The organism is Terrisphaera buseokensis, assembly GCF_047521145.2.
Lineage (GTDB): Bacteria > Verrucomicrobiota > Verrucomicrobiia > Opitutales > Opitutaceae > ER46.
In genome coordinates, this window is record NZ_CM134186.1 from 5,627,268 (window position 1) to 5,652,257 (window position 24,990).

The 24,990-nt window shown below is 65.2% G+C and carries 17 protein-coding genes and 1 tRNA gene; 5 read left to right on the forward strand and 13 right to left on the reverse strand.

Features of this window, described 5'->3' with window-relative positions:
* Nucleotides 1-41: 41 nt before the first annotated feature.
* The 5 genes from ACLJEU_RS21160 to ACLJEU_RS21180 form a co-directional block, all read right to left on the reverse strand.
* The gene (locus tag ACLJEU_RS21160) at nt 42-3,530 is read right to left on the reverse strand and encodes a TonB-dependent siderophore receptor (RefSeq protein ID WP_414665114.1); all 3,489 of its coding nucleotides are present in this window, start codon (nt 3,528-3,530) and stop codon (nt 42-44) included.
* Between the two features lie 141 nt (nt 3,531-3,671).
* A complete protein-coding gene (locus ACLJEU_RS21165; protein ID WP_414665113.1) occupies nt 3,672-4,724 on the reverse strand; it encodes a FecR family protein in 1,053 nt (350 codons plus the stop codon).
* Complete coding sequence (locus ACLJEU_RS21170) at nt 4,717-5,262, reverse strand: RNA polymerase sigma factor (protein ID WP_414665112.1); 546 nt, start codon at nt 5,260-5,262, stop codon at nt 4,717-4,719. The genes ACLJEU_RS21165 and ACLJEU_RS21170 overlap by 8 nt, the downstream gene beginning before the upstream one ends.
* A gap of 91 nt (nt 5,263-5,353) precedes the next feature.
* A complete protein-coding gene (locus tag ACLJEU_RS21175) occupies nt 5,354-5,512 on the reverse strand; it encodes a hypothetical protein (RefSeq protein ID WP_457795287.1) in 159 nt (52 codons plus the stop codon).
* 194 nt (nt 5,513-5,706) lie between these two features.
* Nucleotides 5,707-6,555, reverse strand: a complete 849-nt coding sequence (locus ACLJEU_RS21180; RefSeq protein WP_414665110.1) for a helix-turn-helix domain-containing protein — start codon at nt 6,553-6,555, stop codon at nt 5,707-5,709.
* Nucleotides 6,556-6,790: 235 nt separating this feature from the next.
* On the opposite strand from ACLJEU_RS21180, the gene ACLJEU_RS21185 reads away from it, so the two are divergent.
* The 3 genes from ACLJEU_RS21185 (at nt 6,791) to ACLJEU_RS21195 (ending at nt 8,981) form a co-directional block, all read left to right on the forward strand.
* Nucleotides 6,791-7,249 (forward strand): methyltransferase family protein, encoded by a 459-nt coding sequence (locus tag ACLJEU_RS21185; protein ID WP_414665109.1) that lies wholly within the window; start codon nt 6,791-6,793, stop codon nt 7,247-7,249.
* Between the two features lie 3 nt (nt 7,250-7,252).
* On the forward strand, nt 7,253-7,651 hold the full coding sequence (locus tag ACLJEU_RS21190; RefSeq protein WP_414665108.1) for a hypothetical protein: 399 nt from the start codon (nt 7,253-7,255) through the stop codon (nt 7,649-7,651).
* 178 nt (nt 7,652-7,829) lie between these two features.
* Nucleotides 7,830-8,981: an endo-1,4-beta-xylanase gene (locus ACLJEU_RS21195; RefSeq protein ID WP_414665107.1), complete on the forward strand. Its 1,152-nt coding sequence runs from the start codon at nt 7,830-7,832 to the stop codon at nt 8,979-8,981.
* 128 nt (nt 8,982-9,109) lie between these two features.
* Here the strand turns inward: ACLJEU_RS21195 and ACLJEU_RS21200 are convergent, their stop codons facing one another.
* Nucleotides 9,110-9,697 (reverse strand): NADPH-dependent F420 reductase, encoded by a 588-nt coding sequence (locus ACLJEU_RS21200; RefSeq protein WP_414665106.1) that lies wholly within the window; start codon nt 9,695-9,697, stop codon nt 9,110-9,112.
* Nucleotides 9,698-9,837: 140 nt separating this feature from the next.
* On the opposite strand from ACLJEU_RS21200, the gene ACLJEU_RS21205 reads away from it, so the two are divergent.
* Nucleotides 9,838-10,740 carry a LysR family transcriptional regulator gene (locus tag ACLJEU_RS21205; RefSeq protein ID WP_414665105.1) on the forward strand — a complete coding sequence of 301 codons (903 nt, stop codon included), beginning with the start codon at nt 9,838-9,840 and terminating at the stop codon, nt 10,738-10,740.
* A gap of 140 nt (nt 10,741-10,880) precedes the next feature.
* Here the strand turns inward: ACLJEU_RS21205 and ACLJEU_RS21210 are convergent, their stop codons facing one another.
* Nucleotides 10,881-14,015, reverse strand: a complete 3,135-nt coding sequence (locus ACLJEU_RS21210; protein WP_414665104.1) for a TonB-dependent receptor — start codon at nt 14,013-14,015, stop codon at nt 10,881-10,883.
* A 461-nt stretch (nt 14,016-14,476) separates the two neighbouring features.
* Between ACLJEU_RS21210 and ACLJEU_RS21215 the strand changes: the two genes are divergently transcribed.
* On the forward strand, nt 14,477-15,517 hold the full coding sequence (locus tag ACLJEU_RS21215; RefSeq protein ID WP_457795288.1) for an IS110 family RNA-guided transposase: 1,041 nt from the start codon (nt 14,477-14,479) through the stop codon (nt 15,515-15,517).
* Between the two features lie 968 nt (nt 15,518-16,485).
* Here ACLJEU_RS21215 and ACLJEU_RS21220 read toward each other — a convergent pair.
* The 6 genes from ACLJEU_RS21220 to ACLJEU_RS21245 form a co-directional block, all read right to left on the reverse strand.
* Nucleotides 16,486-16,562, reverse strand: a tRNA-His gene (locus ACLJEU_RS21220).
* A gap of 103 nt (nt 16,563-16,665) precedes the next feature.
* Nucleotides 16,666-17,625, reverse strand: a complete 960-nt coding sequence (locus ACLJEU_RS21225) for an ABC transporter permease (protein WP_414663750.1) — start codon at nt 17,623-17,625, stop codon at nt 16,666-16,668.
* A 174-nt stretch (nt 17,626-17,799) separates the two neighbouring features.
* The gene (locus tag ACLJEU_RS21230; RefSeq protein WP_414663751.1) at nt 17,800-19,332 is read right to left on the reverse strand and encodes a sugar ABC transporter ATP-binding protein; all 1,533 of its coding nucleotides are present in this window, start codon (nt 19,330-19,332) and stop codon (nt 17,800-17,802) included.
* Entirely contained in the window at nt 19,332-20,312 is a 981-nt protein-coding gene (locus ACLJEU_RS21235; protein WP_414663752.1) for an ABC transporter substrate-binding protein, read from the reverse strand. The genes ACLJEU_RS21230 and ACLJEU_RS21235 overlap by 1 nt, the downstream gene beginning before the upstream one ends.
* A gap of 178 nt (nt 20,313-20,490) precedes the next feature.
* Nucleotides 20,491-22,254: a hypothetical protein gene (locus tag ACLJEU_RS21240; protein ID WP_414663753.1), complete on the reverse strand. Its 1,764-nt coding sequence runs from the start codon at nt 22,252-22,254 to the stop codon at nt 20,491-20,493.
* A 325-nt stretch (nt 22,255-22,579) separates the two neighbouring features.
* Entirely contained in the window at nt 22,580-24,946 is a 2,367-nt protein-coding gene (locus ACLJEU_RS21245) for a TonB-dependent siderophore receptor (RefSeq protein WP_414663754.1), read from the reverse strand.
* Between the last annotated feature and the right edge of the window lie 44 nt (nt 24,947-24,990).

The following is a 24,990-nucleotide window of genomic DNA, read 5'->3' on the forward strand; positions in this document are numbered from 1 at the left end:
ACACGTCCTGAATCCGGACGTGCCCCCGTTGCCTTCTCCACTCAGAAGCTCGTGCTCGCGGTGAGGCGGAACGAAATCGGATCGTAGTAGCGCACTGCACGCTCCGGCACCGTGATCGTCTGCACCCCGGGGGTGTTCGACGCGACGAGCGCGCCGGTCGCCGGCAGGATGTACAACTTGCTCTCCCCCGTCGCGACTTTCTTCTGCTCGTTGAGCAGGTTGTTCACGTTGAGGCGGAAATTCCAGCGGCGCTCGCCAATCTCCGCCCGGTACCCGAGACCGAGGTTGAGTTTGTAGTCGGCCTTGAACTTCGGCTTGTAGCGAACGTTCTCGACGCCCTCGGTGGTGCGAGCACCGTTCGTCAGCAGCACTTCGCTCTGGCGCTGGCCGTTGAACTGCGCGCCGAGCCCGACGTCGAGGCCCTTGAAGCGGCCGGAGCTGACTTCGTATTTGCTCCAGACGGACAGCTGGTTTCGCGGGTTGTCCAGCGTGCGGCGACCCTGGGTCTGGCCCGAGAAATCGTACGAGGCCTCGTCGAGGTTGGCGCGGCGGGCTTCGAGCGGCACGCCCATGTAGTTCCACCACGAGTCGTACTCCGTGCTCTTCGGTTGATCGACCACCCGGAAGCCGCCCGTGACCCATTGCGTGAGGTACTGGTACGTCACGACGGCGGACAGGTTGTCCGTAAGATTCAAATACAGCTGCAGGTCGATGCCGCGCGTCTGGTCGTTGTACGAGGTGTCCGAATTCCGGTTCATGTACGCGTTGTTCGCGTTGAAACCGGTGGCGCCGGTGCCGACCGACGTCGTCTGCAGGGCCGTGAAGTTGTTGGCGTCGTTCGCCGCGGCGTCGAGCGCCCGGCGGAGCGGATCCGTCGCGGCCGAACCGAGCGAAGCGTAGTCGACGAGGATGAAGCCGCCCTGCTGGGGCGCGCCGGTGACACGCGGATTGTTTTGATCGGCCGGCGTCACGTAGGTCGTCGACACGAGGTACGTCACCGGCTTGTCGGTCTGGAAGGTCGTGTAGCCGGAATTCGTGACCGCATAAGCTCCGGGGCCCGTGCCGGAGACAGGCGCGTTGCCGGTGAAACCCGCGCGCAGCGTCGCCTGATTGTTGCTCCGCGGTTGAGGCGCCCAAAACAGATTGTAGATCGCATTCTTCCGCTCGATCTCGAAACCCGCCACCGTCGCGGAGACCCGGGAACGTCCGTTGCGATCCGGCCACACGTCGAACTTGAAGCCGACTTCCCTGCTCTTGGTTTTCTCCGCCTGGAACGGACTGCCCGCGCCGTCGCGCTGCCCCGTGTTCGGAAAAATTCCGCCAGCGCTCACGGCGTAAAGGGAGATGTCCCGCGTCAGCGCCACGCTCGCACCCGCGGTCGGGCTGGTGTCGCGCTGTTGTTTGCCGCCGAAACGATAGCCGTTCACGACCGGCACGGCCCCGGGCGCGCTGTTGAGGCTGCCGGCGTCAGGCGACGCCGGTTTCACCCAGTTGGCGACGTTGCTGTCGGGCTGCGCCGGGTCGGCCTTGACGAAGGTGTTGTTGAAGGTGCGGACCATGTAACGATTCCAGCGGACGCCGCCGATGGTCGTAATGCGGTTGCGAAACCACTTGCCCTGGTAGGTGGCGTAGTGACCGGTGTTCCACTCCCAGAACGGCACTTCGCGGAACACGCGCGTCTGCTCGCCGCGATGGCGGATGCCGCTCAGATCGTCGAAGGCGATGTAGGATCGATTGGTGCTGCCCGCGACGTTGCCGGTGACTTGTGCGGTCTGCGTGTCGGTTTGGTTGATCGTCTGTTCCTGACGGCCGAGCAGGATGACCTGCTTGTGGCCGAGCAGGGAAAACTCGTAGGTCAGCTCGGCGCGCACCTGGCGGATGAACTTGTGCGTAACGCCATTGCTCCACTGGTAGTTGATCGTCTTCCAGTAAGTCTGGCTCGGGTTCGTCGGGTTGGGCCCCACGTTGGTCCACACGCCGACGCCCGTCGGCGCGACGGCTGGAGAGGCGGTGTTCGCCGTGATCACGCCCTGCGAGTCCAGCGTGCGGCGCTTGGTCAGCACGTCGGTGTAGTTGGCGCCGAGGATCGCGGTCAGCCCGGGCAGCAGCCGCTGGGTGACCTCGACGGTGCCGGAGAAGTAGTCGTCCTTTGCATACGTGTCGCCGCCGCTCAGCCGGAAGTGGCGGCTGCGGCCGAAACGGTCGCGCGCGACGCCCGCGCCCTCGTTGAATTCATTCACGTTCTCCGCGACGCGCAGGCCGAAGCGGTTGATCACGTTGCCGGCATTGGCGTCGCTCACATCCTTGAAGCCGTTGCCCTCGCTGCGGAAGGTGCCGTATTCGACGTCGACAAACACGTTCGTGTCCTTGAACGGCCGGAAGTCGAGGGCCGGAGTCACGAGGAAACGGCTGCGGTCGTCGAAGTCGTCCCGGCTGCTGAGGTTCTGGTAAACCACGCCGACGCCGTAGTTCAGGCTGCGGTCGCCGCGCTTGAGGATCGGCCCCGTGTTGTAGGCTTCGAGGCGGTAGAAGTCGTCGGAACCGAAACCGACGCGCGCCGTGGAGCGCGGGGTGCTGCGCGGGTACTTCGGCGTGATGTTGACGATGCCGCCGAGCGCGGCGACGCCGTAGAGCAGCGCCTGCGGGCCGCGGGCGACTTCCTGGCGGTCGATGTTGACGACGTCCGTGACGGTGTCCTGGCGGAAGCCGTTGCGGAGAAAGGAGCGCGTATTGAAACCGCGGATATTGATCTGGACGCTGTCGCGGTTGATGGAATTGGCGTTGCCGGACCCCGACGGGCTGAAGGTGAAGTTGTTGCCCGCGGTGACCGTCTCCTGGACGATGCCCGCGCTGTAGCGGAGGGATTCCTTCACGTCGACGGCGCCAATGTCGTCGATGAACTCGCGGGTGATCACCTCGACCGGGAGCGGGATCTCCTTGATCGACATGTTGAGGCGCGTGCCGGTGGTGGCATTGGTCGCGAGGTAGCCGCGGTCCTTCGTGGTATCGACGCGGAACTCGGACAGCACGATCGGCGTTTCCTTGGTCGGATCGGCGGGAGCGGGCGGCGGCGTCTGGGCCGGGGCGGAGCCGAGTCCGAGGAGAGCGCCCAGCACGGCGAGAGGCGTTTTGCGGTTCATGGTTTTGGGTGGTGCGGTGGTCGTTTTCTGAGGCGCCGACGGCGCCACGCCCGGAGGAGGCGCGGCCGCGGCGCGGTAAATCATCAGCGCGCCGCTCTGGGCATCCTCGACCACCGTGAGCCCCGTGGGCGCGAGCAGCTGGTCGAGGGCTGCGCGCGGAGCAAGTTCACCGGCGACGGCATGGGTCTTGGCGCCGGCGACTGCCTCCGCCGGAAAGAGGATTTCGCGCTGCGCCTGCTGGCCGAAGCGCTTCAAAATTTCGCCCGCGTCCCCCGCGGGCAGATCGAAAACTCGCGTCGCCTGCTCCGCCGAAACCTCGGCCACTGCACCGGCCAGCGCGAGCCAGAGCATGGCCCAGGGCCAGAGCCGGCGGCATCGGCCGGCCTGCACGGGAACGGAGTGAGGTGGGAAAAACGGAGGAATACGCCAAGGGGAAGCGAGCTTCCCGGCAAGATGCGCCAGCCGGCGCTTTCCGTTAAAAAAATCTGCCGGCCCGGCGCTTTTCCCGCCACACCCTCTCATGGCCGGCGCTCAACGGGCTTTGCGCAACACCACTTCGGTCTGGCCGCGCCGCTCGGCGTGCGCGCCGAAGCCCAGTTCCAACAGCCGCACGAAACCGTCGACGTTGTCAGAGCGAAACGCCGTCGTAATCCGCACCGCCGCGAGCTCCGGATCGACCACGACCAGTTGCACGGTGTTGCGGCGGTTGAACTCCGTCACGACTTCCGCCAGCGACACGGCATTGAATTCCAGCATCCGGTGCTGCCACGCCAGCACGCGTTCAATCTCCCCCGCGGTCAGCACTGCGATCCGCACCGGGTCGGCCTGCGGCACGAGCGACACCACCGCGCGTTGCCCGGCCTCGAGGAGCGGGACGACGGCGGCCTTCGGCTCCGCGGAGACGGCCGGCCCCGGCCGCACGTCGTCGACCTGAACGCGGCCCTCCGTGACGAGCACTTCCACCACCGCGGCGTCGAGCCGGACATTGAAGGCCGTGCCAACCGCACGCACATCCATCCCCTGGGCCGCGACGATGAAGGGGCGGGCCGGATTCTTGGTCACCGTAAAATGCGCCTCGCCCGCCGCGAGCCGCACGCGCCGCTCGGCGGACGTGAAGTGTTCGGTCAACACCGCCCCGCGGTTCAGTTCCACCACCGTGCCATCCTCCAACACCCGGCGCAGCACCGCCGCCTCGGCCACGGCCGGCGCCCTCTGCGCACTGCCCTGTTCGCGAGTCTGAGCTTCCCGTGGGTGACGCCACACCAGCACCGCGACCGCCGCCGCGGCCGCGAGTCCGATCAACGACCAGCCCCGCCAGCGCCGGCCGGGCTGGGCGCTGGGGGCGAGGAGGTCGGGATTCGGCTGCACGCTGTGCTCCGGCCGCCAGTCGGCCAACGGCTCGAGCCGGTGCCAGTGCCGGCGGAACCGCGCCAGCTCCGCGCCATGCCGCGGATCCGCCGCCAGCCACTGCGAAAACGCATCCTGCTCTGCAGCCGTCAGCCCGCGGTCATGCCGCAGCACCCAACCCGCGGCCTCGTCGGCCCGGCGCTCCCCGTCCCCGTGACGCATTTCCGGTTCACTCATGGCGGTGCGAGCCCCGGCGTTCGATCCGTTCGAAATAGTCCGCCAGCTTCCGCAGGCCGATCGTGCCCTGCGCCTCGACGGTGTGTTCGGAAATCCCGAGTTGTGCCGCCACTTCCTTTTGCGAAAGCCCGTAGATCCGGCGCAGCGTGATGATCTGCCGGCAACGGGTCGGAAGGGACTGGATGGCTTGGGTCAAGAGTTCGAGTTCCTGCGCCCGGGCAACGGCCCGGGGAATGTCGGAATCCTCATCCGAGACGCCCGACGCCGCCGCTTCCGCTAAAGCAAAGTGCTCCGTCACCCGCCGGTGCCGCAGCCGGCCCAGCGCGAGATTCCTCGCCGTCGCGAACAGAAACGCCTTTGGCGAATCGAGCGTCTGCGTTTCCCGCGCCTGCAGCACGCGGACGTACGCCTCCTGCACGATGTCGTCCACCTCGTCCGCGCTCGTCACCTGCCCGCGCAGCCAAGCCCGCAGCATCGCCTCGTGGGGCTGCAGCTGCGCGGCGAACCAGCGGGACGCTTCGGAATTCTCGGGGGGCACGGCCAGACTCTCTGCGCGATTCCGGCATTTTGTCCAATCCTCCCGTCGCGGTCACCGCCGATCGCTCCGCTGCAGCGGGCGCGCTGACGTTTCAATACACCAACCCGCGAAAATTTCTGACGCGGTGAAACGTGATGAGGTTGCCGTTGTGCGCGGACTGCGCGCGCTCGTCGCCGCTGCGGGCGAGGATCACGAGATCGTCGCCGTCAAAATCCAGCAGGAGGGTCGGAGTATTGAGCGGTGACGGCACGCCGGCCGACTCGTCGAAAACCACGTGGCTGGACGCCAGCGGACGAATCGCGCCAGGCGCGGATGCGGTTTCGGCTGCGGCTGCGCGTGACCAAGGACTAAACCCGGATAGAGCGCAGAAGCCTGCGGCTGCGATCACACGGCACGTCGTTCGCACTAGCATGGGGGTAGTCATGAGAGTGAAGAATAAAGCAATCAGCGTGTCGTTGCCGGCGAAAGGCCGAACGGTGAGGGAATCTCGAAGAACTCTCCGCGCAGCATGACGGAGGGCGGGATGCCGAACATCTGGCAAAACGTGCGGGTGAGATGAGCGGCGTCGGCGAAATCGGCGGCGTGGGCAGCTGCAGTCGCGGTGCCTTCCCGACCGATCACCAGCATGGCGCGCGTGAGCTTCCGCCAGAGCAGATAGCGGCGAAACGGCAAACCAAGTTGCTGCTTGAACAGATGTGCGAACCGACTCGGGGAGAGGAATGCCGCCCGCGCCGCTGACTCCAATGACATCCGGAGATCGTCCGCTTGCTGAAGGTGTCGCAACACCGCGGTGACTCGCGCATCGAGCCGGCGGGCGGGCGGGGCGCCGGCGGACAGCGCTTTCACGCAGTGGCGGATGAGGTCGCCGATTTCCATGCTCTCCAGCGGACGTTCGCGGAAGCGCATCAGCTCCGCCGTGCAGGCCGCGACGCGCTGCGCAGGGAGCAAGGTGATCTCGTCCCGCAAGGAAGAGCGGAGCCAGATCCCTTCGGTCGACTCGGGATCGACGAAGAGCATCGCCCCGAACGCGTCGCGCGAGTCGTAGGAGTGTTCGACATCAGGTCCGACAACAATGCCGCGACCCGTGCACCAGCGTTCGTCGCCGCCGCAGACCGCAATCTCGCCGTCGAGGGCCAACACGATCTGAAGGGCGTGATGAGCGTGAGGCGGCACGACGCCTCGGGCGCGCCCCAAGGCGAGGAAGCCACCGTCCCATAAATACCAGCGCACCGCCTCCGACACCTGCACGTTCGTGGCGGGTTTTTTCGGGCGATTCTGGGAGGCGTTGGCCACGGGGAAGTGAGCTGTGCGATAGCCAGTTTGTTCAAGCGAATCAATGGATTCGTTCAAGGAATTCGCCCACGGCGTTCAAGCGGAACCCGGGCATTTACTCTATCGTGGGGACTGTCGCGGCAATCATGCGGCGACCCACTGTCCAACATGCATCCGAAGCCACCGATTTTTCCACAACGACTGAGCCTCCGTGATCCCGCACGGCCGCGCCGCGAAGCCCTCGGGAGAAAGTAACATGAAGCTTCATCTTCGCCTTCCCCCACTCGCTCTCACCGCGATCGCCGCCGGCCTGGGCTGGGTCATCGCCCGCGCGCTTCCCGCCTTCGCGCTTGAACTGCCTGCGCGCTACGGGGTGGCGGGTGCCTGCGGTGCACTGGGCCTGGCGTGCAGCATTCTGGGTGTGGCCGCTTTTCGACGGGCCCGCACCACGGTGAACCCGCTCACGCCGGCCGCGACCACGGCGCTGGTGGTTTCCGGTGTTTATCGCATCACGCGCAATCCGATGTATCTCGGATTCCTGGGCGTGCTGCTCGCGGAAATCGCGTGGCTGGCCAACCCGGCCGCGCTGCTCGTGGCCGGCGGTTTTGTGCTCTACTTGAACCGGTATCAAATTGCCCCCGAAGAGCACGCGCTCCGGGCCCGCTTCGGCCCGGCTTACCTCTCCTACGCGGCGCGCGTGCGTCGGTGGATTTGAACCATGGCCATACTCATTGGTCTGACTTTGGCCGCCGCGGTGAGCGCGCTGGCCCGCGGGACCGGCTTGGATCGCGACCGCGCGTTCTATCCGACGGTGATGATCGTCATCGCTGCCCTCTACACCTTGTTTGCGGTCATAGGTGGCTCGCCCGGCGCGCTCGTCGCCGAAATGATCGTGGGCGCAGGATTCATCGCCCTGACCCTGGCCGGTTTCAAACAAAGTCTTTGGCTGGTCGTGGTCGCGCTGGCGGCGCACGGGGTCTTCGACATTTTCCATCCCCACGCCATCGACAACCGCGGCGTGCCGGTGTGGTGGCCGGAGTTCTGCTCCGCGTACGACATCGCCGCGGCGGCGATCCTCGGCTGGCAGATCCATCGGTCGAAGCGCTTGGCGGCCTGACAAGGGTAGACGAAAAACAGCTCCACGATGCGAGCACCACGACGTTCACCGCGCCTGAAAAATCCCCCATCCCCGCGATTGCGGCGTCGCCGGCACCACGTCGGACGCAACAGCCCGTGCGGTTGGATGCGGGTTGTCTTGGACAGAACCACCGTTACGCACCTAACGTTCGACCGACATGACTTCGCGATTTCTCAGGTTGGTCAGGGCGTTCACGCTGGGAATCGGAGTCGCTGCGGTCGGACTCGGAGCCGATGCCGCCCGCGCGAAGCTCCGCGAAGTTTTTGCGGACGACTTCATGATCGGCGTGGCCCTCAGCACGGCGCAAGTCGACGGACGTGAGCGACGAGCCGGAGAGATCGCGGCGGAACAGTTTGCCGCGGTCACGCCGGAAAACGACCTGAAGTGGCAGTCGTTGCATCCCCAGCCGGATCGTTATGACTTCAAAGCCGCCGATGCTTATGTCGAGTTCGCGCGGACGCACGCGATGGCTCTGATCGGGCATGCCCTGGTGTGGCACAGTCAGACCCCGGCCTGGGTGTTTGCCGGCGTCGGGGACAAGCCCGCGACCCGCGAGCTCATGTTGAAGCGGATGCGTGACCACATCCATGCGGTCGTCGGTCGCTATAAAGGCAAGGTGAAGGGCTGGGATGTCGTGAACGAGGCGCTGTCCGACAGCGGCGATGACATTCTGCGCGACTCCTTATGGCGCCGGTTGATCGGAGACGATTTTATCGATCACGCTTTTCGGTTTGCCCGGGACGCCGACCCGGACGCGGAACTCTACTACAACGACTACGGGCTGGAGGATGAGAGGAAGCGGGCGAATTGCGTGACGTTGCTGCGCGGCCTGCTCGCACGCGGGGTGCCCGTCACCGGCGTCGGCACCCAATCTCATTTTCACCTCGATTACCCTTCGCTCGCTGCCGTGGACAAGACCCTCGCCGCCCTTTCCGGCCTGGGGCTCACGGTAATGGTAACCGAACTCGACGTGGATGTGCTGCCCTACCGCGAGAATCCGGGCATCGCCGACATCAGCCGACGCGAGACGGGAAACCAGGCGATGGATCCGTACACCGCCGGTCTGCCCGAGGCGATCCAGGTCAAGCTGGCCCATCGGTATCGAGACCTCTTTGCCGTGTATCAGCGGCACCGTGACGCCATCACGCGCGTCACGTTCTGGGGCCTGGACGATCGACAGAGCTGGCTGAATGATTTTCCGATCGCGGGTCGCACCAATCATCCGCTCCTCTTCGACCGCGAATTGAAGCCAAAGCCGGCGTTCTTTGCGGTGCTGCAAACAGGCAAAGCCGGTGGCGCTGCGAAGTGACGACGCCCGGCCCGCCCGTGGCAACCGCGCCGTTCAGCGCAGCAAACAAACCGCACGAAGGACAATCGCGGTGAGTTTCGTTTTCATTCGAGTCGCAGGTTGCGCGGGGACATTGGGCTGGACCACTCTCATCCGCGGACGAGCTTGAAGCCAATCTGCGTGCCCAGACCCAGCATGTAGCCGAGTTGGATATTCAGGAAGCCGACGGGCTCGAGGAGTCGCGCATTTTTCAGCGGGCCGGCATCAACGGCTTCAAAGCCGAGGTCCTGCGCCAGCGTGATCACGATTTGTTTTGCGGCCGCATCGTCGGACGACACCAGTGCCGTGAGCGTCGTGGCGCCGACCTTGCCGGTGTCCAGGTGCTGCGCGAAAACCGTATTGAACGCCTTCACGACGCGGGCCCGCGGGAGCTTCTGCTGCAACTCTTCCGCTCCGCTCGTGGTGAACCCGACGGCCAGCTGATAGTCCGGCGTGAGCGCATTGGTCGCGTCGACGACCACTTTGCCGTCGAGGGCGGAGCCGAGGTTTTTAACCACGGCGTCGAGCGCGGGAAACGGTACCGCAAGGATGATGATCTCCGCCTGGGTCGCGGCCTTAAGCTGGGCCGCCTGATCGTGGCCGACGGACTGAACGTGGGAATAGGAACGAGCGAGGCCGCGCGCGAGGGCGCCGCCGACATTTCCGTTACCGAGGATGGCAATCGTGGTGGTTTTCATAAAAAGTGAGGTGGTGGTGTGTTTGAGTTCCGCCCCCCTTGATCGGGGCTGGGTGACGCACTCACTTTACCGTGCCCGCGCATTGGCGGCCACTGCGCCGACACGCTTGCCGTGATGCGAAAAACGCATGAGGTGGTGCCGTGGACCTGAACGTCGTGAAGGGCTTCTTTGCCATCGTGGAGGCCGGCAGCATGGGCAAAGCCGCGGTGCACCTCCGCGTTTCGCAGTCGACACTGACGCGCCAGGTGCAAGCGCTGGAGGCTGAGATCGGTGCATCCCTGCTGGATCGGAGTGGAACCGGCATCACGCCCACGCCGGCAGGCCGGATCTTCTTGGAGAGCATGCGGGCACCGCTTGACGCCGTGGAACGCGCCATCGAATCGACGCGGCGCGTCAGCCAAGGTCAGCGCTCGCTGCTTCGCATCGGCTATATGGCGTCGATTGCGCAGCGCTACCTCAACCCGGCGCTCCGCCTCCTGCGCGAACAGAGCCCCACGGTGAGGGTTCAATTGCTCGACGCTTCGCCGGGTGAACAGTTCGCCGCGCTCCGAGCGGGCAGGATTGACGTGGGTGTCGTCGGTGAAAGTGGCCGCCTTATGGAGCGTGAATTCTTCGTGCGGAAACTCGCGACGGTGCCGGCCGTGGTGCTCGTCCCCGACAACCATCCCCTCGCCGCGCAGACCGTGATTTCTCTGCGGGAACTAAAGGGCGAAACGTTCATTCCCATCGCCGACCAAGACGCTCCCGCCTACCGGCCCTGGCTCAGCGCCCTGTGCCGGAAGGCTGGGTTTCGCCCGAAGGTCACCGAGGCGGCGGAGAGCATGGCGCACCTCGGTGCAATGGTGACCGCCGATCACTGTGTCTCGTTGCTGCCCCGATTTATCGCCGAGCGTCCCGCACCGGGTCTGGCGGTGCTGGCAATCAAGGAAAGCTTCGCGGTCGCGGATCTACTCGTCATCTGGCAGCGCGGCAAAGTGGCTCCGCCGGTGCGGCACCTGCTCGACGCGCTTTTCGCCCAGGGCAGCAAGCGGGCATCCGGCTGAACGGGGTGAGTGTGGCTGACCCAGGCGACCGGCCACCGCTCGAAACCACAGCGGTCGGGCTCCCCGGTGCGTCACGGGACGTTTCGGACGAAACGTCCCACGGCTGGTCGAGGAGTGGCGCTCGTTGAAAAGTCCGACGCTTAGAACCGTCCCGCGAGACCGAAGACCCAGCGGCTGCCGTATTCCTGCATGATGCGCACGGCGGCGTCCCGGCCTTCCTTCACGCCGGCGGGCGACTCCATCCAGAGATCGGGCCGGCCCGTGAAGTTGCGCGCCTGCACGTAGGCCCGGTAACGCGGGGTGAAGGTCCAGCTCGCCGAGAGATCGAACTGCGTGAGCTCGCGGCGGTAGCGACCGACGATGCCGTCGGGGCGATTGTCGATCCACACCATGCCGACGTTGCCATTGAATTTCTGATATGCGTAGCTGAGCCGCGAGGAGATGCGATGGGGCGCGAGGCCGTTGCGCCGGGCGGTCATGTAGGCGCGGTTGTAGGAGACGTTGAAGCTCGTTCCGTTGAGCGGCTTCGGGAGAAACCCGAGCTTCTGCGAATACGCGAAGGCGAGGTTGTAGTTGCGGCGAAGGGCGACGCTGTTGCGCGTGGAACGGAAGGTGTAGTCTTCGAACTCAGGGTCGGTCACGCCGAACTCGGCCGCGGTGTAGTCGAAGGTCTCGCGGAGGTTGGCGGTGTTGACCTGCGTGGCGGTGACGGTGGCCTGACCGGGCGACTTGCCGCCGAAGTAGTACGCGAGGCGGGCATCGTAACGGTCGATCTTCTCCGGCAAGAGCGCGGCGTTGGGGGCGTCGACGCGGCGGACGGATCCGTCCGCATTCTCGACGACGTTCCAGACGCCGGTGAGGTTGTCGATGGGCGGACGGCCGATGGCCTTGGTGTAGCCGGCCTGGATGTCAAAATTGCTGAGCAGGTTGTATTTCAAGCTCACGTTGGGGAAGACGTTGTCGTACTCCGACCGACGCCGCACCTGCGGCTGGCTCCTGAACTGGTAATCGAGACCGGCGAACGTGGTGGCGCGGCCGTTGGCATCGATCGGGAAACGCGATGCGACCATGTCGTCGCGCAGGCGGGGATTGAGTTCGGTGAAGACGTTTTGCGTGCGCTCGAAACGGAGGCCGCCGACCGCGGTGAACTTGCTCGTGACACGGGTCTGGATCTGGCCGTAACCGGCGGTGACGGTCTGTCGGACTTCGCGCGCGGCCAGGAGCACGGTGGCGTAGTTGGCGGGCGTGCCGATGTTCGCGAACTGCTCGGGGTTCGAGCGGAAGAGGGCCGCGGTCTGCTCGGCGTTCACGCGCGGAATCTGGCCCGTGATGCCGGCGATATTCTGAATCGTGAGGGCATTGGTGGTGCCGAGATCAAACGGCTGCAGGGCCTGGAAACCGAGGTTGCCCCAACTGCCGCTGGCCGTGGCCGTGGGGGTGCCGGCGGCATCGCGCGTGACGACATCGCCGCCCGGTCCGATATAGCGCCAGACGGCCATGGCGTCGTTGGTGCGGTTGTCGCGATTCTCCTCGCCCCACTTGCCGCCGAAGCGGACGACGGAGGGAAAATTCCGGAAGAAGGACGGCGTCCAGCGGGCGTTGAGCGAGCCGGACCAGATGTCGGTGATCCAGGTGCGATCGATATTCGTGAGGCGGGTGCCGCCGGTCCAGTTGCGGAGATTGAACCAGTCCGCGCCGGACGTCTGGCGGATCGACCATTCGTAGGACTCCGAGCTCGGTCGGGTCGCGCTCCAGCCGCTGGGCAGCGAGAGCGAATCGCCGCCGGCGAAGCCGCGCTCCATGCCGTCGTAATTATTGACCGATCTGGAATTGGAAAAGACACCGTCGATGAGCCAGTTCTCGTGCTTGTATTCAAACTTTGGAGCGATGGTGCGCGTGTAGGTGAGCTTGTCGCCGGGGCCGTTGCTCATGGCGACGGTGGCGGCGTTGGCGGTGCCGGCGCGGTTGGCGACGACGGTGGTGAGGGCGTCGCCGCCGATGCTGGGCCGGCCGTTGTTCACGTTGGCGTTGTCGTTGGCCGCGGTGAACGTGACGGTGCGGTTCCAGAACTCGGAGTCGGCGTAGGTGTAGATGCCGGTGAGCGAGATCGCGAGACGGTTGGAGACCTTGAAGTCCACGGTGACGGTGGCCGACTCCTTCAGGATGGTGAGCGGGCCGTCCTTGAACGCGATCGCGCGGACGACGAGCGGGCGCGGGTCCGTGGCGGTGGCGGCGCGGCTGTAGGTGTTGGCCATCTGATACTGCTCGTCGTAATTGCTGGCGCGGCTGACGCTCGCGAGGATGCCGAGGCGGTTGTTGAAGAAGGCCTCGGAATAGCTGAGCGAGTAGCTGGGCTTGATCTTGGTTTCCTTGCTCTCGCGGTTGCCCCACGTGCGATTCAGATGGAACTCCTCGGAGTTCAAGCTCGCGTTGACGTTGTAGTCGATGCGGCGGCCGCGGGTGTCGAACGCTCGCCGCGTGCGCATGTTGATCGTGCCGCCGGGGGTGTCGGCATCGGCCTCGGCCGTGCGCGTGAAGTTCACGTCGATGGACTCGATGGCGTTGATGGAAAAGCCCTCGAAGCTCGTGGCGCGGGAGGCATCGCCACCGCCGCGGTTGGCGTCGGCGCTGGCGGTGCGGACGCCGTCGAAGGAGACGCCAACGTACTGGGACTCCATGCCGCCGAGCGTGGGGCCGCGGGCCTGCGACTCGACGTAGTCGATGTCGACGCCGGGGAGGTATTTGAGGAACTCACCGACATTACCGTCGGTGACGTCGCCGAAGATGTCGGACGAAACCGAGTTCGAGATGTTCATGCTCCGGCGCTGCTCCATGATGGCCTTGGCATTGCCCTCGCGCTCGCTGTCGACGGTGAAGGCGGCGAGCTGGACGACGCCGTTCTTCGTGGCCGGGGCCGCCGTTTCGGTGCTCACGAGGTTGATCTCGCGCACGACAGTCTGACCGGCACCGACCGTGAATGATTGTTTCGCCGTGGTGTAGCCGGAGAAGGCGACGGAGATCGTGGCAGGGCCGGCCGGGACGTTGTTAAATTGAAACGTGCCGTCGCTCTCCGTGTACGTAACTTGCTTCGTGCCTTCGAGGCGGACCTCGGCGTTGCCGACGTAGCCCTGCGAAGCGGGATTGAAGACGCGGCCCTGGACGGTGCCGGTGGCGGCAGTCTGGGCGTGGCCCGCGAGAGCGGACGCGAGCCAGGCACACGCGAAGGTTAGGAACGTGCGCCAAGGCAGCAGCCGGTGTTGGGTAGAGGTGGTCATGGGTAAGGTCGGTCAAAACCGTCGCTTCCTGCGAGCGAGCTGGAGTCGGGGCAGCAGTAACGACGGACAGGCACACTGCAGGAGGTTCAAGCCGCGGGTGCCGCGCGGCTCGAAACCAGTGGGCGGAAGGTCGCGATGCACCGCAAGAGCGATCGAGCGGACCGACGGGAAACAACGAGGAACGGACCAAGCGCGAAGACGCGAATGCGGCCAGGGCGGGAGGATGATGGCTCGGGCGGTTCCGGCTTCGAGCATCGTTCGGTGCTCGTTCGATGGTCGTTCGATGGTCTTTCGGAATTCACCCCGATTTTCGAAGCACCGTCCGAACCACCTTCGAAGAAGGACCGAAGCACGCTCGTTCCCGTCCCTGCCGGTGCTCCTCGATTCACGGGGTCAGGTAACATGAGCGGCAAGTCGGGATAGCGCGACGCGAGGTGCGTGGTGCTACAATGACAAGTGCCATGATCTATACTGGAATCGACTATCACAAACGTTACTCGGTGGCTTGCACGCTGGACGCCCAAGGCCAGAAGCTCCACGAAGCGCGGATCGACGGCAACGCGTCCACGGCTTTTGCCGCCTACTTCAAGAAACTCGGCACGCCCAGCGAGGTGGTGATCGAGGCCTGCTGGAATTGGGGTGTGCTTTACGATTTGCTCGAAGACACGGCGGGCGTGGCGAAGGTCGTGCTCTCGCATCCGGCGAAGAATCGCATCATCGCGGACGCGCAGATCAAGAACGACCGCATCGACGCCAAGGCGCTCGCCACGCTCTTGCGGGGCGACTTCGTCGCGAAAGTGCACGTGCCGTCCCGCGACGTACGGCAGCGCCTCTGGCTGGCCCGGTTGCGCACGATGATTCGCAATCGCATCCACTGCGTGATCGACCGGCACCCGCAATTGGAGCGGCCCGCGGTGAAGGACATCTTCAGCAACCAGGGCAAAGCGTGGATGAAGCGCGCCCCGCTCCCCACCGCCGATCGCACGTTGCTGGACGACGACCTCGCGTTGCACGCGCTGCTGCAAACTCAAATCGACGCGCTGGAGAAGACGATCGTCGCCGACAACGCCGCGAATCGGCTGGCGGTGCGGCTTCAAACCCTGCCGGGGGTGGGCAAGATCCTGGCTCCGGTCGTGGCGTTGGAGATTGACCAGGTCAAGCGCTTCAAGACCGCCGACAAACTCTGCGCCTACGCCGGCCTGGTCCCGACTACCCACGCCTCCGGCGGCAAGATCGCACCCGGCCGCATGCTACCCTTCTGCAACCGCTGGCTGAAGTGGGCCTTCATCGAGGCGGCCTGGGTGGCCGTGGGCTGCTCCGATTACTTTGGCTCTTTCTATCGCAAGCAGCGGCTGCGTGGCAAAGGCGCCAACGACGCCATCACCATCGTCGCCCGCCGCATGGCTAAAATCGCCTGGAAAATGCTCACCGAGGAACGAGACTACTCCCCGCACGCCCCCGTCGCCAAACCAACTTCCCCGGCCGCTCTCATAACGGACTGACGGCATCCTCAGTGATGCGCGTCTTGGGTCAGGATAGAGGGCCGGGGATCTGATTCATTACCCTGCCGGAGGCCTCGTGCCTGCCGCTGAGAGAAGTGTGATCGCGGAATCTCCTCTTCCTTCACCCGCAAAGCCGGTCTTCACCCACGGGATCTTCCCGCGGGGCGCTCATTGCCGCCCCTCACCCCGGCTAGGGGCACCAAAGCCCAGGAAGCTAAGCATCCAATTTTCCCATACCTCTCAAAATCCCACTTGACCGCTTTCACTCAGAGAAGGGCGTTCGGCGCTAGCGGAAGAAGAAAACGTGACCACGGACGCTGCGATCATCGCAGCCGCCCCCAGTAGAGTCGTGTATCCTGCAAACGAGGATTTTTCGAACCGCGAACGCCCTGACCCTGTCCTCGTTCGTGGAACACCACTTCCGGCGCGTAGCCGCGAGGGTCGCGGTGGCGGTCACGACATCCCCGAGGCAAAGATTCGCGAATGGTGGGCGAACAGCCGCCTCAATCTCATACGGCTCCTACCCCGCCTTGCGGAACTGATGGTGTGGGGCAACTCCGCCGAAGCCGATTTTGTCACCCAAGCACCCGCGCTCGTTTTGCTGCTGCACCTGCGGGCGGGAAAAGTCATCGCCCCGAAAAATCTCTTGGCCACGCCGCCGTGGGCCAAACCAATTGTCGCCGCCGCACTGCAGTGTCAGGCCGCTCGTTGATTTGACCTCCAAGGGGTATGGTCGCACGGGGGTCAACCCGAGGTTTGCCCCGATTTCACGGACACGAGATTCGGGGTGAGCCCAGCCCGTTGATCGTGATAATAGCTAGCTAAAACCTAGGACGAAGGTTCGCAGAGGTGAACGCCCCAAGCCGTTGGGCACTTACGATTGGACCGAAGCGCGATTTTGGCGCCTGAACACAAAAAGCCCTCCTGCGCTGAAGCTGCGGAGGGCAATCTTTCGCCAGGCGAAAGAATGGGGCGGCCAACGGGACTCGAACCCGCGACCCCAAGATTCACAATCTTGTGCTCTAACCAACTGAGCTATGACCGCCGTAAAATGAGGGACGCGGAATGTCGCGGTCCGCTCAGAACGTGTCAACCCCGGTTTGGCCCCTCGCCAGTCAGCCCGTGGCAGAAGCCGCAGAGGCCCCGCCTCAGCTCTGCCGGCCCTGCCGCAGGCGGTCCACAAAGACGGCCACGATGATCACGAGGCCGATGATGATTTCCTGGAAATACGTCGGCCAGCCCATCTGCTGCGATCCGTTCCGCAACACGGCCATGATCAGCGCTCCAATCATCGATCCGAGCACGGTCCCGATGCCGCCACTCAAACTCGCCCCACCGATGATCACGGCCGCAATGATATCAAGCTCGAGGCCCACCGCGACGGTCGGATCGCCCTGGCGGAGGCGCGCGAGCTGGAACAATCCCGCCAGCCCGAAGAAACAGCCGGCCAGCGCGTAGATCCCAATCTTCAATCGCGTCACCGGAATTCCGCACAGGCGCGCCGTGGCTTCATTCGAACCGAGCGCGAACACGTGCCGGCCAAAGACGGTGTTGCGCAACAGCAGCGACGTCGCGATCGCCAGGCCCAGCGCCACCCACACGCCCGCCGGCAGCGCATAGCTGAACGGATCCGTCGTCGTCATCCAAGTGTTGATCGGCGAACTCTCGTAATTGACCGTCTGGTTGTCGGCGAGCCACTTGGCTGAACCGCGGGCGACGCCCAGCGTGCCCAGCGTGATGATGAACGGCACAAGCCGCAGCGCGGCAATGGCCGCGCCGTTGAGCAGGCCGATCAGTCCGCCCGACGCGATCATCGCCAGCAGCGCCGGCACCGGCCCCCACCCTTTCTGAATCAGCATCGCGCCGACCACACTCGTGAACGCAATGCTCGAACCGACCGAAAGATCGATGCCGCCACTGACGATGATCAGCGTCATCCCGAGCGCGCCAATCGCCACGATCACGGTCTGCGTGAAAATCGTCTTGAAGTTATGGTAGGTGAGAAAGAACTCGCGCGTCTCGGTCGGGATGGAGAACAGCGCAATTACCACCATGAGCCCGAGAAACGGGCCGGCCTGCGCCATGATCTTCTTGCCGGTGTCTTTCATGCTGCGGATTCGGGGAGAGTTAATTCTGAAGCCAAGAAACCAGGAACCAAGCCGGCCCAAATTTGGGATGAGTTCATGGCTTTCCGGCTTCTGAATTTCCTGCTGCGGAGATGGGGAGGGTTAATTCTGAAGCCAGGAAACCACGAATCAGACCGGCCCGGAGTTCTAGTGTGTTCATGGCTTTCTGGCTTCCGAATTCGCCTGGAGATCGTCCGTACTGCCGGTGGCCACGCGCATAATTTCAGCCTCGCTCCACTCTGCGCGCGGTCGGATGGCGGAGAGTTCCCCCCGGCACATCACGCCGATCGTGTCGCAGAGCCCGAGCAATTCCGGGAGGTAACTGCTGATGACCACGACGGCCTTGCCGCTGGCGGCGAGGTCGCCGATGAGCTGATAGATCTGGGCCTTGCTCCCGACGTCGATGCCGCGCGTCGGCTCATCGAGGAGAAATATCTTCGCCGGATGCTCGAGCAGGCGCGCGATCGCCACCTTCTGCTGGTTGCCGCCCGAGAGGTTGCCGATCGGCTGCGCGGCGTCGCGGCACTTCACCTGCAATCGCTCAATCCACTGCCGCGCGGTCGCACGCTGGCGGCCGCCGTTGAGCCAGCCGAGGCGGCTGAACGCGCCCTGCTTGGTCAGCGTGAGGTTATCGGCGATCGACTGCGTGAGCATGAGGCCCTCCTCCTTGCGATTCTCGCTGAGGAAGCCGACGCCCTGCGCCCACCGCGCCTGCGGCGATTCGCCGACGGGCGCGGCGCCGAAGATCGCCACCTCGCCCGCGTCGCGACGGTCGAGGGCAAACAGCGTCCGCAACAAATCCGTGCGGCCGGCGCCGATGAGGCCCGCGAAGCCGAAAATCTCGCCGGCCCGCACCTGCAGGCTCGCCCGTTTCAACCGCGGCGCGCTCGCCAGCGCCCGCGTCTCCAGCACCACGGCGCCGAGCGCGTGCTCGGTCCGCGGATACAGATCCTTCACCTCACGGCCCGTCATGAGCGTCACGATCCGATCGAGGCTCGCGTGCTTCATCGCATCACTGCCGACGGTCTCGCCGTCCTTCAGCACCGTGAAGCGATCCGCGATGCGCCGGCACTCCTCGAGAAAATGGCTGATATAGATGATGCTCACACCCTGGGCGCGGAGCCGCGCGATCGTCGCGAACAGCCGCTCCGTATCCGCCTGCGTGAGACTGCTGGTCGGCTCGTCCATGATGAGCACCTTCGGCCGGGTGAGCAGCGCCCGCGCGATCTCGATGATCTGCTGGGTCGCGATCGAAAACTCACCGGCCGGCCGATCCAGGGCGAGCGACTCGTGGCCGAGCTGCGCGAGTGCCGCCTGGGCCCGGCGGCGTGACGCGGCGCGATCGATCCAGCCGCCGCGGGCGGACTCCGAGCCGAGCAGGATGTTTTCCTGCGCCGTCAGATGCAGGGCGAGGTTCAGCTCCTGATAGATCATCGCGACGCCCTTCAGCCGGGCGTCGTGAGGATCCAGCGGCGTGTAGGGCTGGCCCGAGAGCTCCATCGTGCCCTCGTCCGCCGCGTGCGCCCCGCTGAGGATTTTCATCAGCGTGCTCTTGCCGGCGCCATTCTCGCCGATGAGCGCGTGGACCTCGCCCGGCGCAATCTCGAGCGACACGCCGCGCAACGCGCGGGTGGCGCCAAAGCTCTTCTTGATGCCGGTCAGCCGCAGAGCCGCGGCGGTGGTCGTCATTACTTCAGGTATTTGTCGAGCGGCGGGCGCACGATGTCGGCCATCTCGGGCGCGTCGAAATTCTCCTTCGTCACAAAACCCACGCCGGTGTCGATGACCGGCTCGACCTTCTTGCCCTGCAGCACGGCGACCATCGTCTTCACGCCGAGATAACCCATGTTCATCGGATTCTGGACGACCATGCCCTGGATGTCGCCCGCCTTGAGACCGGCGTTGAGGGTCTCGCCCGAATCAAAGGCCACGAACTTCACCTTGCCGCCCGCGAGGCCGGCATCGCGCAGCGCCAGCAGCATGCCGGCGGCCGAGGATTCGTTGGACGCAAACACGCCGTTCAGCTGGCGGCCGTAACGGTTGAGCAGATTTTCCGCGGTGCGCTTGGCGCTGTCACGGGTCGCACCGGCGTGCTGGTTCGTATCGAGCAGTTTGATGCCGGGAAAATCCTTCTTCATCACCTCGAGGAAACCCTCCTCGCGCTGCTCGGTGCTCGCGGAACCCACCGCATAACGGAGCATAATCACGTTGCCCTTGCCGCCGAGCATTTTGCCCAGATTGCGGGCGGCGATGCGGCCGCCTTCGCGGTTGTCGGTCGAGACCGAGGCCGCGGGCGCCTTCGAGTCGAGGCCGGAATCGATGATGATGACCGGAATTTTGCCGCGGGTGGCGGTTTCGACCGGGGCGACGAGGCCCTTGCGATCGAGCGGCGCGAGCACGATGCCGCTCACGCGCTGGGCGATGAAGTTTTCCACGACCTGAATCTGCTGCTCGCGATCGTCCTCCTTGAGCGGGCCCTTCCAGATGATCTGCACGTTGATGCCCTCCGCCTTCAACTCCAGCTCGGCCTTCTTCGCGCCGGCGTTGATCGACTTCCAGAATTCGTGGGTCGTCCCCTTCGGGATGACCGCAATCTTGTAGGTTTCCGCCGCGAGGGCGAGGGAAGCGCCCGTGAGGGCGAGGGTGAAAGCAACGAGGAGTTTTTTCATGGAGAGGGGTTCAGCCGGACGCAGGTGAAGCCGCGCCCAACAAGGACAACGTGAGATGGGAAGAGAACGCAACGGACGCGATGTTTGATCGCGACCGCGGCCGATGATTCGGCGTGCGTCCGTCCGCGTCAAGACGGTCGAAAACCCACCGCGCGGTTCGCGCGCGCGGCCCGGCCGATCAACGGATCACGAGCGTGTGCCGGAAGGGCGTCACGCCGGTAAGGTAAACGCGCACGCCCTCCGTGCGCACCTGGCCGTTGCGCCAGCTGTAGGCTTCGCCGGCGAGGCTGAAGCGTGACGGGCCGAACAATCCCGGGCCGAACTCAATCGCGTCGGCACCCACCGTGTATCGGCCGTAGCCTGACTTCAGCCAGGCCGTGTCGGGCTCGGTGTCGCGCGGCGCAGTGCCGGTGAGGACGCCGCCCGCGCGGAAACACAATTCGATCGTGACGCCGATGCCCGCGGTGCCATCGATCACGAACTCCAGCTCGAAGGCGCCCTTCCCTTCCGGGCGCTCGCGCACCGTGACGCGCGACGTGAGTTGCTTTTCGTCCCGCGGCCGGTGCGGAAAATCCATCTTGCTGTAGAACCGGCCGTCGTTGGTCAGCGCGTAATCGCCGTCGGCGCGCCGATGCTCAGGCGGCAGCGGCTGGTAATACGCGGCGCGCTGCGTCTGCGCCAGCCGGTACTCGCGTCCGTCGGCCGCCACCTCGAGACCGTCGCTGCGAAAGTAACCGAGATTGAAGAACGCCGGCGCGAGGCGCACCGACTCCAGCACGGCGGCGCCTTTGCGAAAGCGGAAGAACGTGGGATTGGTCGAGAGGCCCGACGAGATATCGCGGATCGCGGCCCAGTCGCCGCCGCCGAACACGCTGGCCGACACCGGGCCGCGTCGGATCCGTGCGAGTCCCGACGCCGGGAAGTGGTGGGCGAAGTCTTCCGGTAGCGGTTGCGACGCCGGCAGCGGCTGGCGGAGTTCGGGCCACTGCATCCACTCGGCGACGTGATCGGTGATGCGGGCGCGATCGTCGCGCTCGACCGCGCGCGCCGCGGCCGCGAAGCGTCCGTCATTCAGTCGGATCGCGAGCAACCGCAGCGGCACGTAGTACGCGGCGAGCCGGCGCGGCTCGCGCAGTTGTTGATCCTGCCGGCGTGAGGCGAGCGTATCCAGTTCACCATTCGCATCCGCCTGGAACAGCAGAAACTCCAGATGGCGGCGCACCGGTTCCAGCAGGGCCGGACGCTGCAGACTCACCGCCAGATCGAGCAAGGCCTCGACGGTGACACCGGAGTAGATGGTGCTGCGCTCGCTGAATTGTCCGTCGCGATCCTGATCCACGCCCTCGCCCAGCCAAGCGTCGATGCGCGCGATGTTTTCCGCCGCGGGTCGGACGGTCTGGAGATGACTCAGGGCGCCGCAGATGACCCACCGGTGATTGGGCGTATGCACTCCGCCGGTACGCAGGATGAGTGCGCCGCGATCGAGCACGGTGCGCACGCGGTCGCGGGCGTTGGCCGCCGCGGGAAAGCGATCCGCGTCGAGCAAGGCCTGCGCCTGCGCAATGTGGCGGAGCGCGAAGGCGCTGTCGGGCGGCGACTGCGGATTGCCGCCGGCGAATTCGGCGTCGAAGCTGCCGTCGGCGTTCTGGCGTTCCTGCAACGTGCGGGCGAGTCGTTCGATGAGCGCGAGCAAGGGTGCCTGATGGTGGAAACGCGACTCCGCGTGGGCGTGCGCCGCGACGGCGAGCTTGAGCAGGCGGGCCGCTTCCCGCGGCTGGGCGGCGCGGGCCGGCAACACGTCCAGCCAGCCGGCCACCTGCGCGTCGTTCTGGCGGACGAGTTCACGGCCGATGTCGACCGCGGCCGGTTCCGCGGCTCGGGCCGAGACCGCGCTGAGGGTGGCGACGCAGCTGAAAACGTGCAGGGCGGCGAGGAATCTCATGGGGTGACAACGGTGGCGGTGGACGGTCAAAGGCTGATATCAGGCGCCCGTTGCCTTTGGCCTTCAGCCGTGGCTACGAGCGCCAGCGAGTGGTGATTCGGCCACTCGCTGGCGCTCGCAGCCACGTTCGAACTGGAGGTCTGAAAGCAAAGGTCGATGGGTAGGAGTACATCGCAGATGACGGCGGGTGGCGAGCGCGGGCGAACGGTCGTGCGACCACGCGCTGGCGCTCGCAGCCACATCGTGCGTGGAAGGGCGAGAGAGCAGCCAGGGCGGACTGGGGTGAGTCCGCCCTGGGCGATGACACGTTTCTGGCGAGGGACGGTTAGAATTTCGTGGAGAGCGTGAACTGCACGTTGCGCCGATCGGCGAAGTAGCCGTCGGTGCCGTCGCGATACAGCTTGTTCGTGAAATTCTTCACGTTGACCTGCGCGCGGAACTTACGGTCGAAGGCCTTGAAGTTGTAGGACGCCATCAAATCGCCGGTGGTGAAGGCCGGCATCATCACGACATTCTGCGGATCGCCGGTCAGGCGGGCGGCGTTGCTGTGACGCAGGCCGGCGCCAATGGCCAGGCCCTTGAGATCGCCCGTGCGGAACTCGTAGCGATTCCACAGCGTGTAGCTGGTGTCGGGATTGTAGTTCAACGGCGTGCCGACGCGGGTCGGATCGTTCGACTTCGAGACCTTGGCCTCGGTGAAGTGATTGTAGGCCACGATGAGCTGGTAGCCGTCGATGACGGACCAGTTGATTTCACCCTCGAAGCCCTTCGAGGCCTCCGTGTTGCCGAAGATGAAGTACGGCGAGCGGCCGGTGGAGGCCTGTTTCGCGACGTCGTTGTAGGCCAGGTTGCCGCGCTCGAGGCTGTAGTAGGTGAGCGTGGACACGAGGCGGCCGGCGAAAAGCTCGGTCTTGATACCGATGTCGGAGCTCTTGCTCTCGATCGGTTGCGAAGGGACGCCATCGGCGTCGACCGCGTAGTTCGGCTCGACGGCGCGACTGCCGTCGACGAACACCGAGACTTCGGGCGTGATCTTGTAGAGCACGGCGAACTGCGGGGTGTAGCCCGGCTCGCTGTTGCCGTAGTCCTTGTCGAGGAGCACGCCCGCGCGGCTCGTGTTGGACACGGGACGGTTGTACGTCGTGCGCTGGCTGAAGCGATTGTAGCGGACGCCGTAGAGGACGTGCAGCCGCTCGCGGAAGAAATTGCTCTGGCCGGCGAAGAAGAACGAGACCTGACGCTCGTCGGTCCAGCGGCGGATGTTGAAGTCCTGCCCGCTCGCATTCATCCCGGCGACGGTGCTGACCGGGGCGTTCACGCCGGCGCGGTAGTTGGTGACGAAGGCGCCGAGCGGCGAGTTGTTGTAGCGCGACGCGGAGTCGAAATAGCCCGGGCGCAGGAAGATGACTTTCTGGAATTCCTCGCCAAACTGCCACGTGTGCTTGCCCTCGACGGCGTCGAAGCGCCACGTGAGCTTGTTGTCGGCGTTGTACGAGTGGCGGATGTTAATGAAGTGCTCGGTCTGGAAACGCAGCGTGCCGTCCGCGTACGGATTCGTGTCACCGGATCCGGGCTGGATGCCGGTCGTGTTGTCGTACGCGTAGTTCAAGTTGCTCTGGAAGACGAGGGAGTCGCTCAGCTTGAGCAGATAATCGAGATCGATGGAGCGGGACTTCTGGGTCTGGCGCGCATCGGACGTGAGCGACACCGTGCGGCCGAGCGGATCGGAGGGGCCGTAGATCGGCGCGAACATGTCGAACGTCGGCACGAAGTTCGGCGCGCCGGGCGTCGCGGAGTAGCCCTGGCTGTTGAGCCAGTTGCGCGTCGCGGTCGCGGCCGCGGTCGTCGTCTGGTTGGCGGCGGGCACGGCGGAGTTGAACAGATAGCGGGAGTTCGAAATCGCTCGGCTGCCGTAGGAACTCAGGTAGAAACGCGAGCGGTTCATGCCCTCGACTTCCAGGAGCAGCGTCTGGTTCGCGCGCGGCTTCCAGGCGAGCGCGACGTCGGCGTAGTAATCGCGGCGGAACTCGAACTGCTGATCGCCACCCGCGTCGAGGACGCTGACGAAGGCGCGCGCGGCGAGCTGCTTCGTGAGCGGCCGGTTGTAGGCCACTTCAAAACGGTAGTAGTCGTCCTGGCCGAGCGTCGTCTTCAGCTCGGTCGAGATGGCGTCGAATTTCGGCTTGGCGGTGATGTAGTTGATCACACCGCCCGGACGGACGGTGCCGAAGAAGATGCCCGCGGCGCCCTTGGCGACCTCGACACGCTCGACGTTGTTGGACGTGAAGAGCTGACGGCGGTACTGGCCGTTCCGATACGAGATGAGGCCGCTGAAACCACGGACGAGGAACGTCGATTCATTGCGCGGACTGGTGCCGACGCCCGGGACGTAGGTCAGGGCCTCGGCGAGTGAATCGGCGCGGACGTCCTCAATCAGTTCGCCGGTGACGACCGTGATCGGGATCGGAATATCGCTGATCTTGGTGCCGATGCCGGTGGCGGTGATCGAGTTGGTCGCGCGGTAGCCGAAGGTCTGGCCTGCGGCGACGCTGAACTCCTCGAGTTTGATGACGTCGTCGCCGGTGGCGGGCCGGGCGGTCGGGGCCGGCTGGGCGGCGAACCCGGCGGCGGCGAGGGCGTGCACGCCGGCGCCAAGGCAGGCGATGCGGACAGAACGGGAGGGGATTTTCATACAGGGCTTGGGAGGTGGAGCGGCGGGAAACTCCGCTGGAAGGG

Excerpts from the sequence above, each read along its gene's own strand:
- ACLJEU_RS21165 (WP_414665113.1), bottom strand. The coding sequence starts at position 4,724 with ATGAGTGAACCGGAAATGCGTCACGGGGACGGGGAGCGCCGGGCCGAC.
- ACLJEU_RS21185 (WP_414665109.1), top strand. The coding sequence starts at position 6,791 with ATGAAGCTTCATCTTCGCCTTCCCCCACTCGCTCTCACCGCGATCGCC.
- ACLJEU_RS21190 (WP_414665108.1), top strand. The coding sequence starts at position 7,253 with ATGGCCATACTCATTGGTCTGACTTTGGCCGCCGCGGTGAGCGCGCTG.
- ACLJEU_RS21195 (WP_414665107.1), top strand. The coding sequence starts at position 7,830 with ATGACTTCGCGATTTCTCAGGTTGGTCAGGGCGTTCACGCTGGGAATC.
- ACLJEU_RS21200 (WP_414665106.1), bottom strand. The coding sequence starts at position 9,697 with ATGAAAACCACCACGATTGCCATCCTCGGTAACGGAAATGTCGGCGGC.
- ACLJEU_RS21210 (WP_414665104.1), bottom strand. The coding sequence starts at position 14,015 with ATGACCACCTCTACCCAACACCGGCTGCTGCCTTGGCGCACGTTCCTA.
- ACLJEU_RS21215 (WP_457795288.1), top strand. The coding sequence starts at position 14,477 with ATGATCTATACTGGAATCGACTATCACAAACGTTACTCGGTGGCTTGC.
- ACLJEU_RS21225 (WP_414663750.1), bottom strand. The coding sequence starts at position 17,625 with ATGAAAGACACCGGCAAGAAGATCATGGCGCAGGCCGGCCCGTTTCTC.
- ACLJEU_RS21230 (WP_414663751.1), bottom strand. The coding sequence starts at position 19,332 with ATGACGACCACCGCCGCGGCTCTGCGGCTGACCGGCATCAAGAAGAGC.
- ACLJEU_RS21235 (WP_414663752.1), bottom strand. The coding sequence starts at position 20,312 with ATGAAAAAACTCCTCGTTGCTTTCACCCTCGCCCTCACGGGCGCTTCC.
- ACLJEU_RS21240 (WP_414663753.1), bottom strand. The coding sequence starts at position 22,254 with ATGAGATTCCTCGCCGCCCTGCACGTTTTCAGCTGCGTCGCCACCCTC.
- ACLJEU_RS21245 (WP_414663754.1), bottom strand. The coding sequence starts at position 24,946 with ATGAAAATCCCCTCCCGTTCTGTCCGCATCGCCTGCCTTGGCGCCGGC.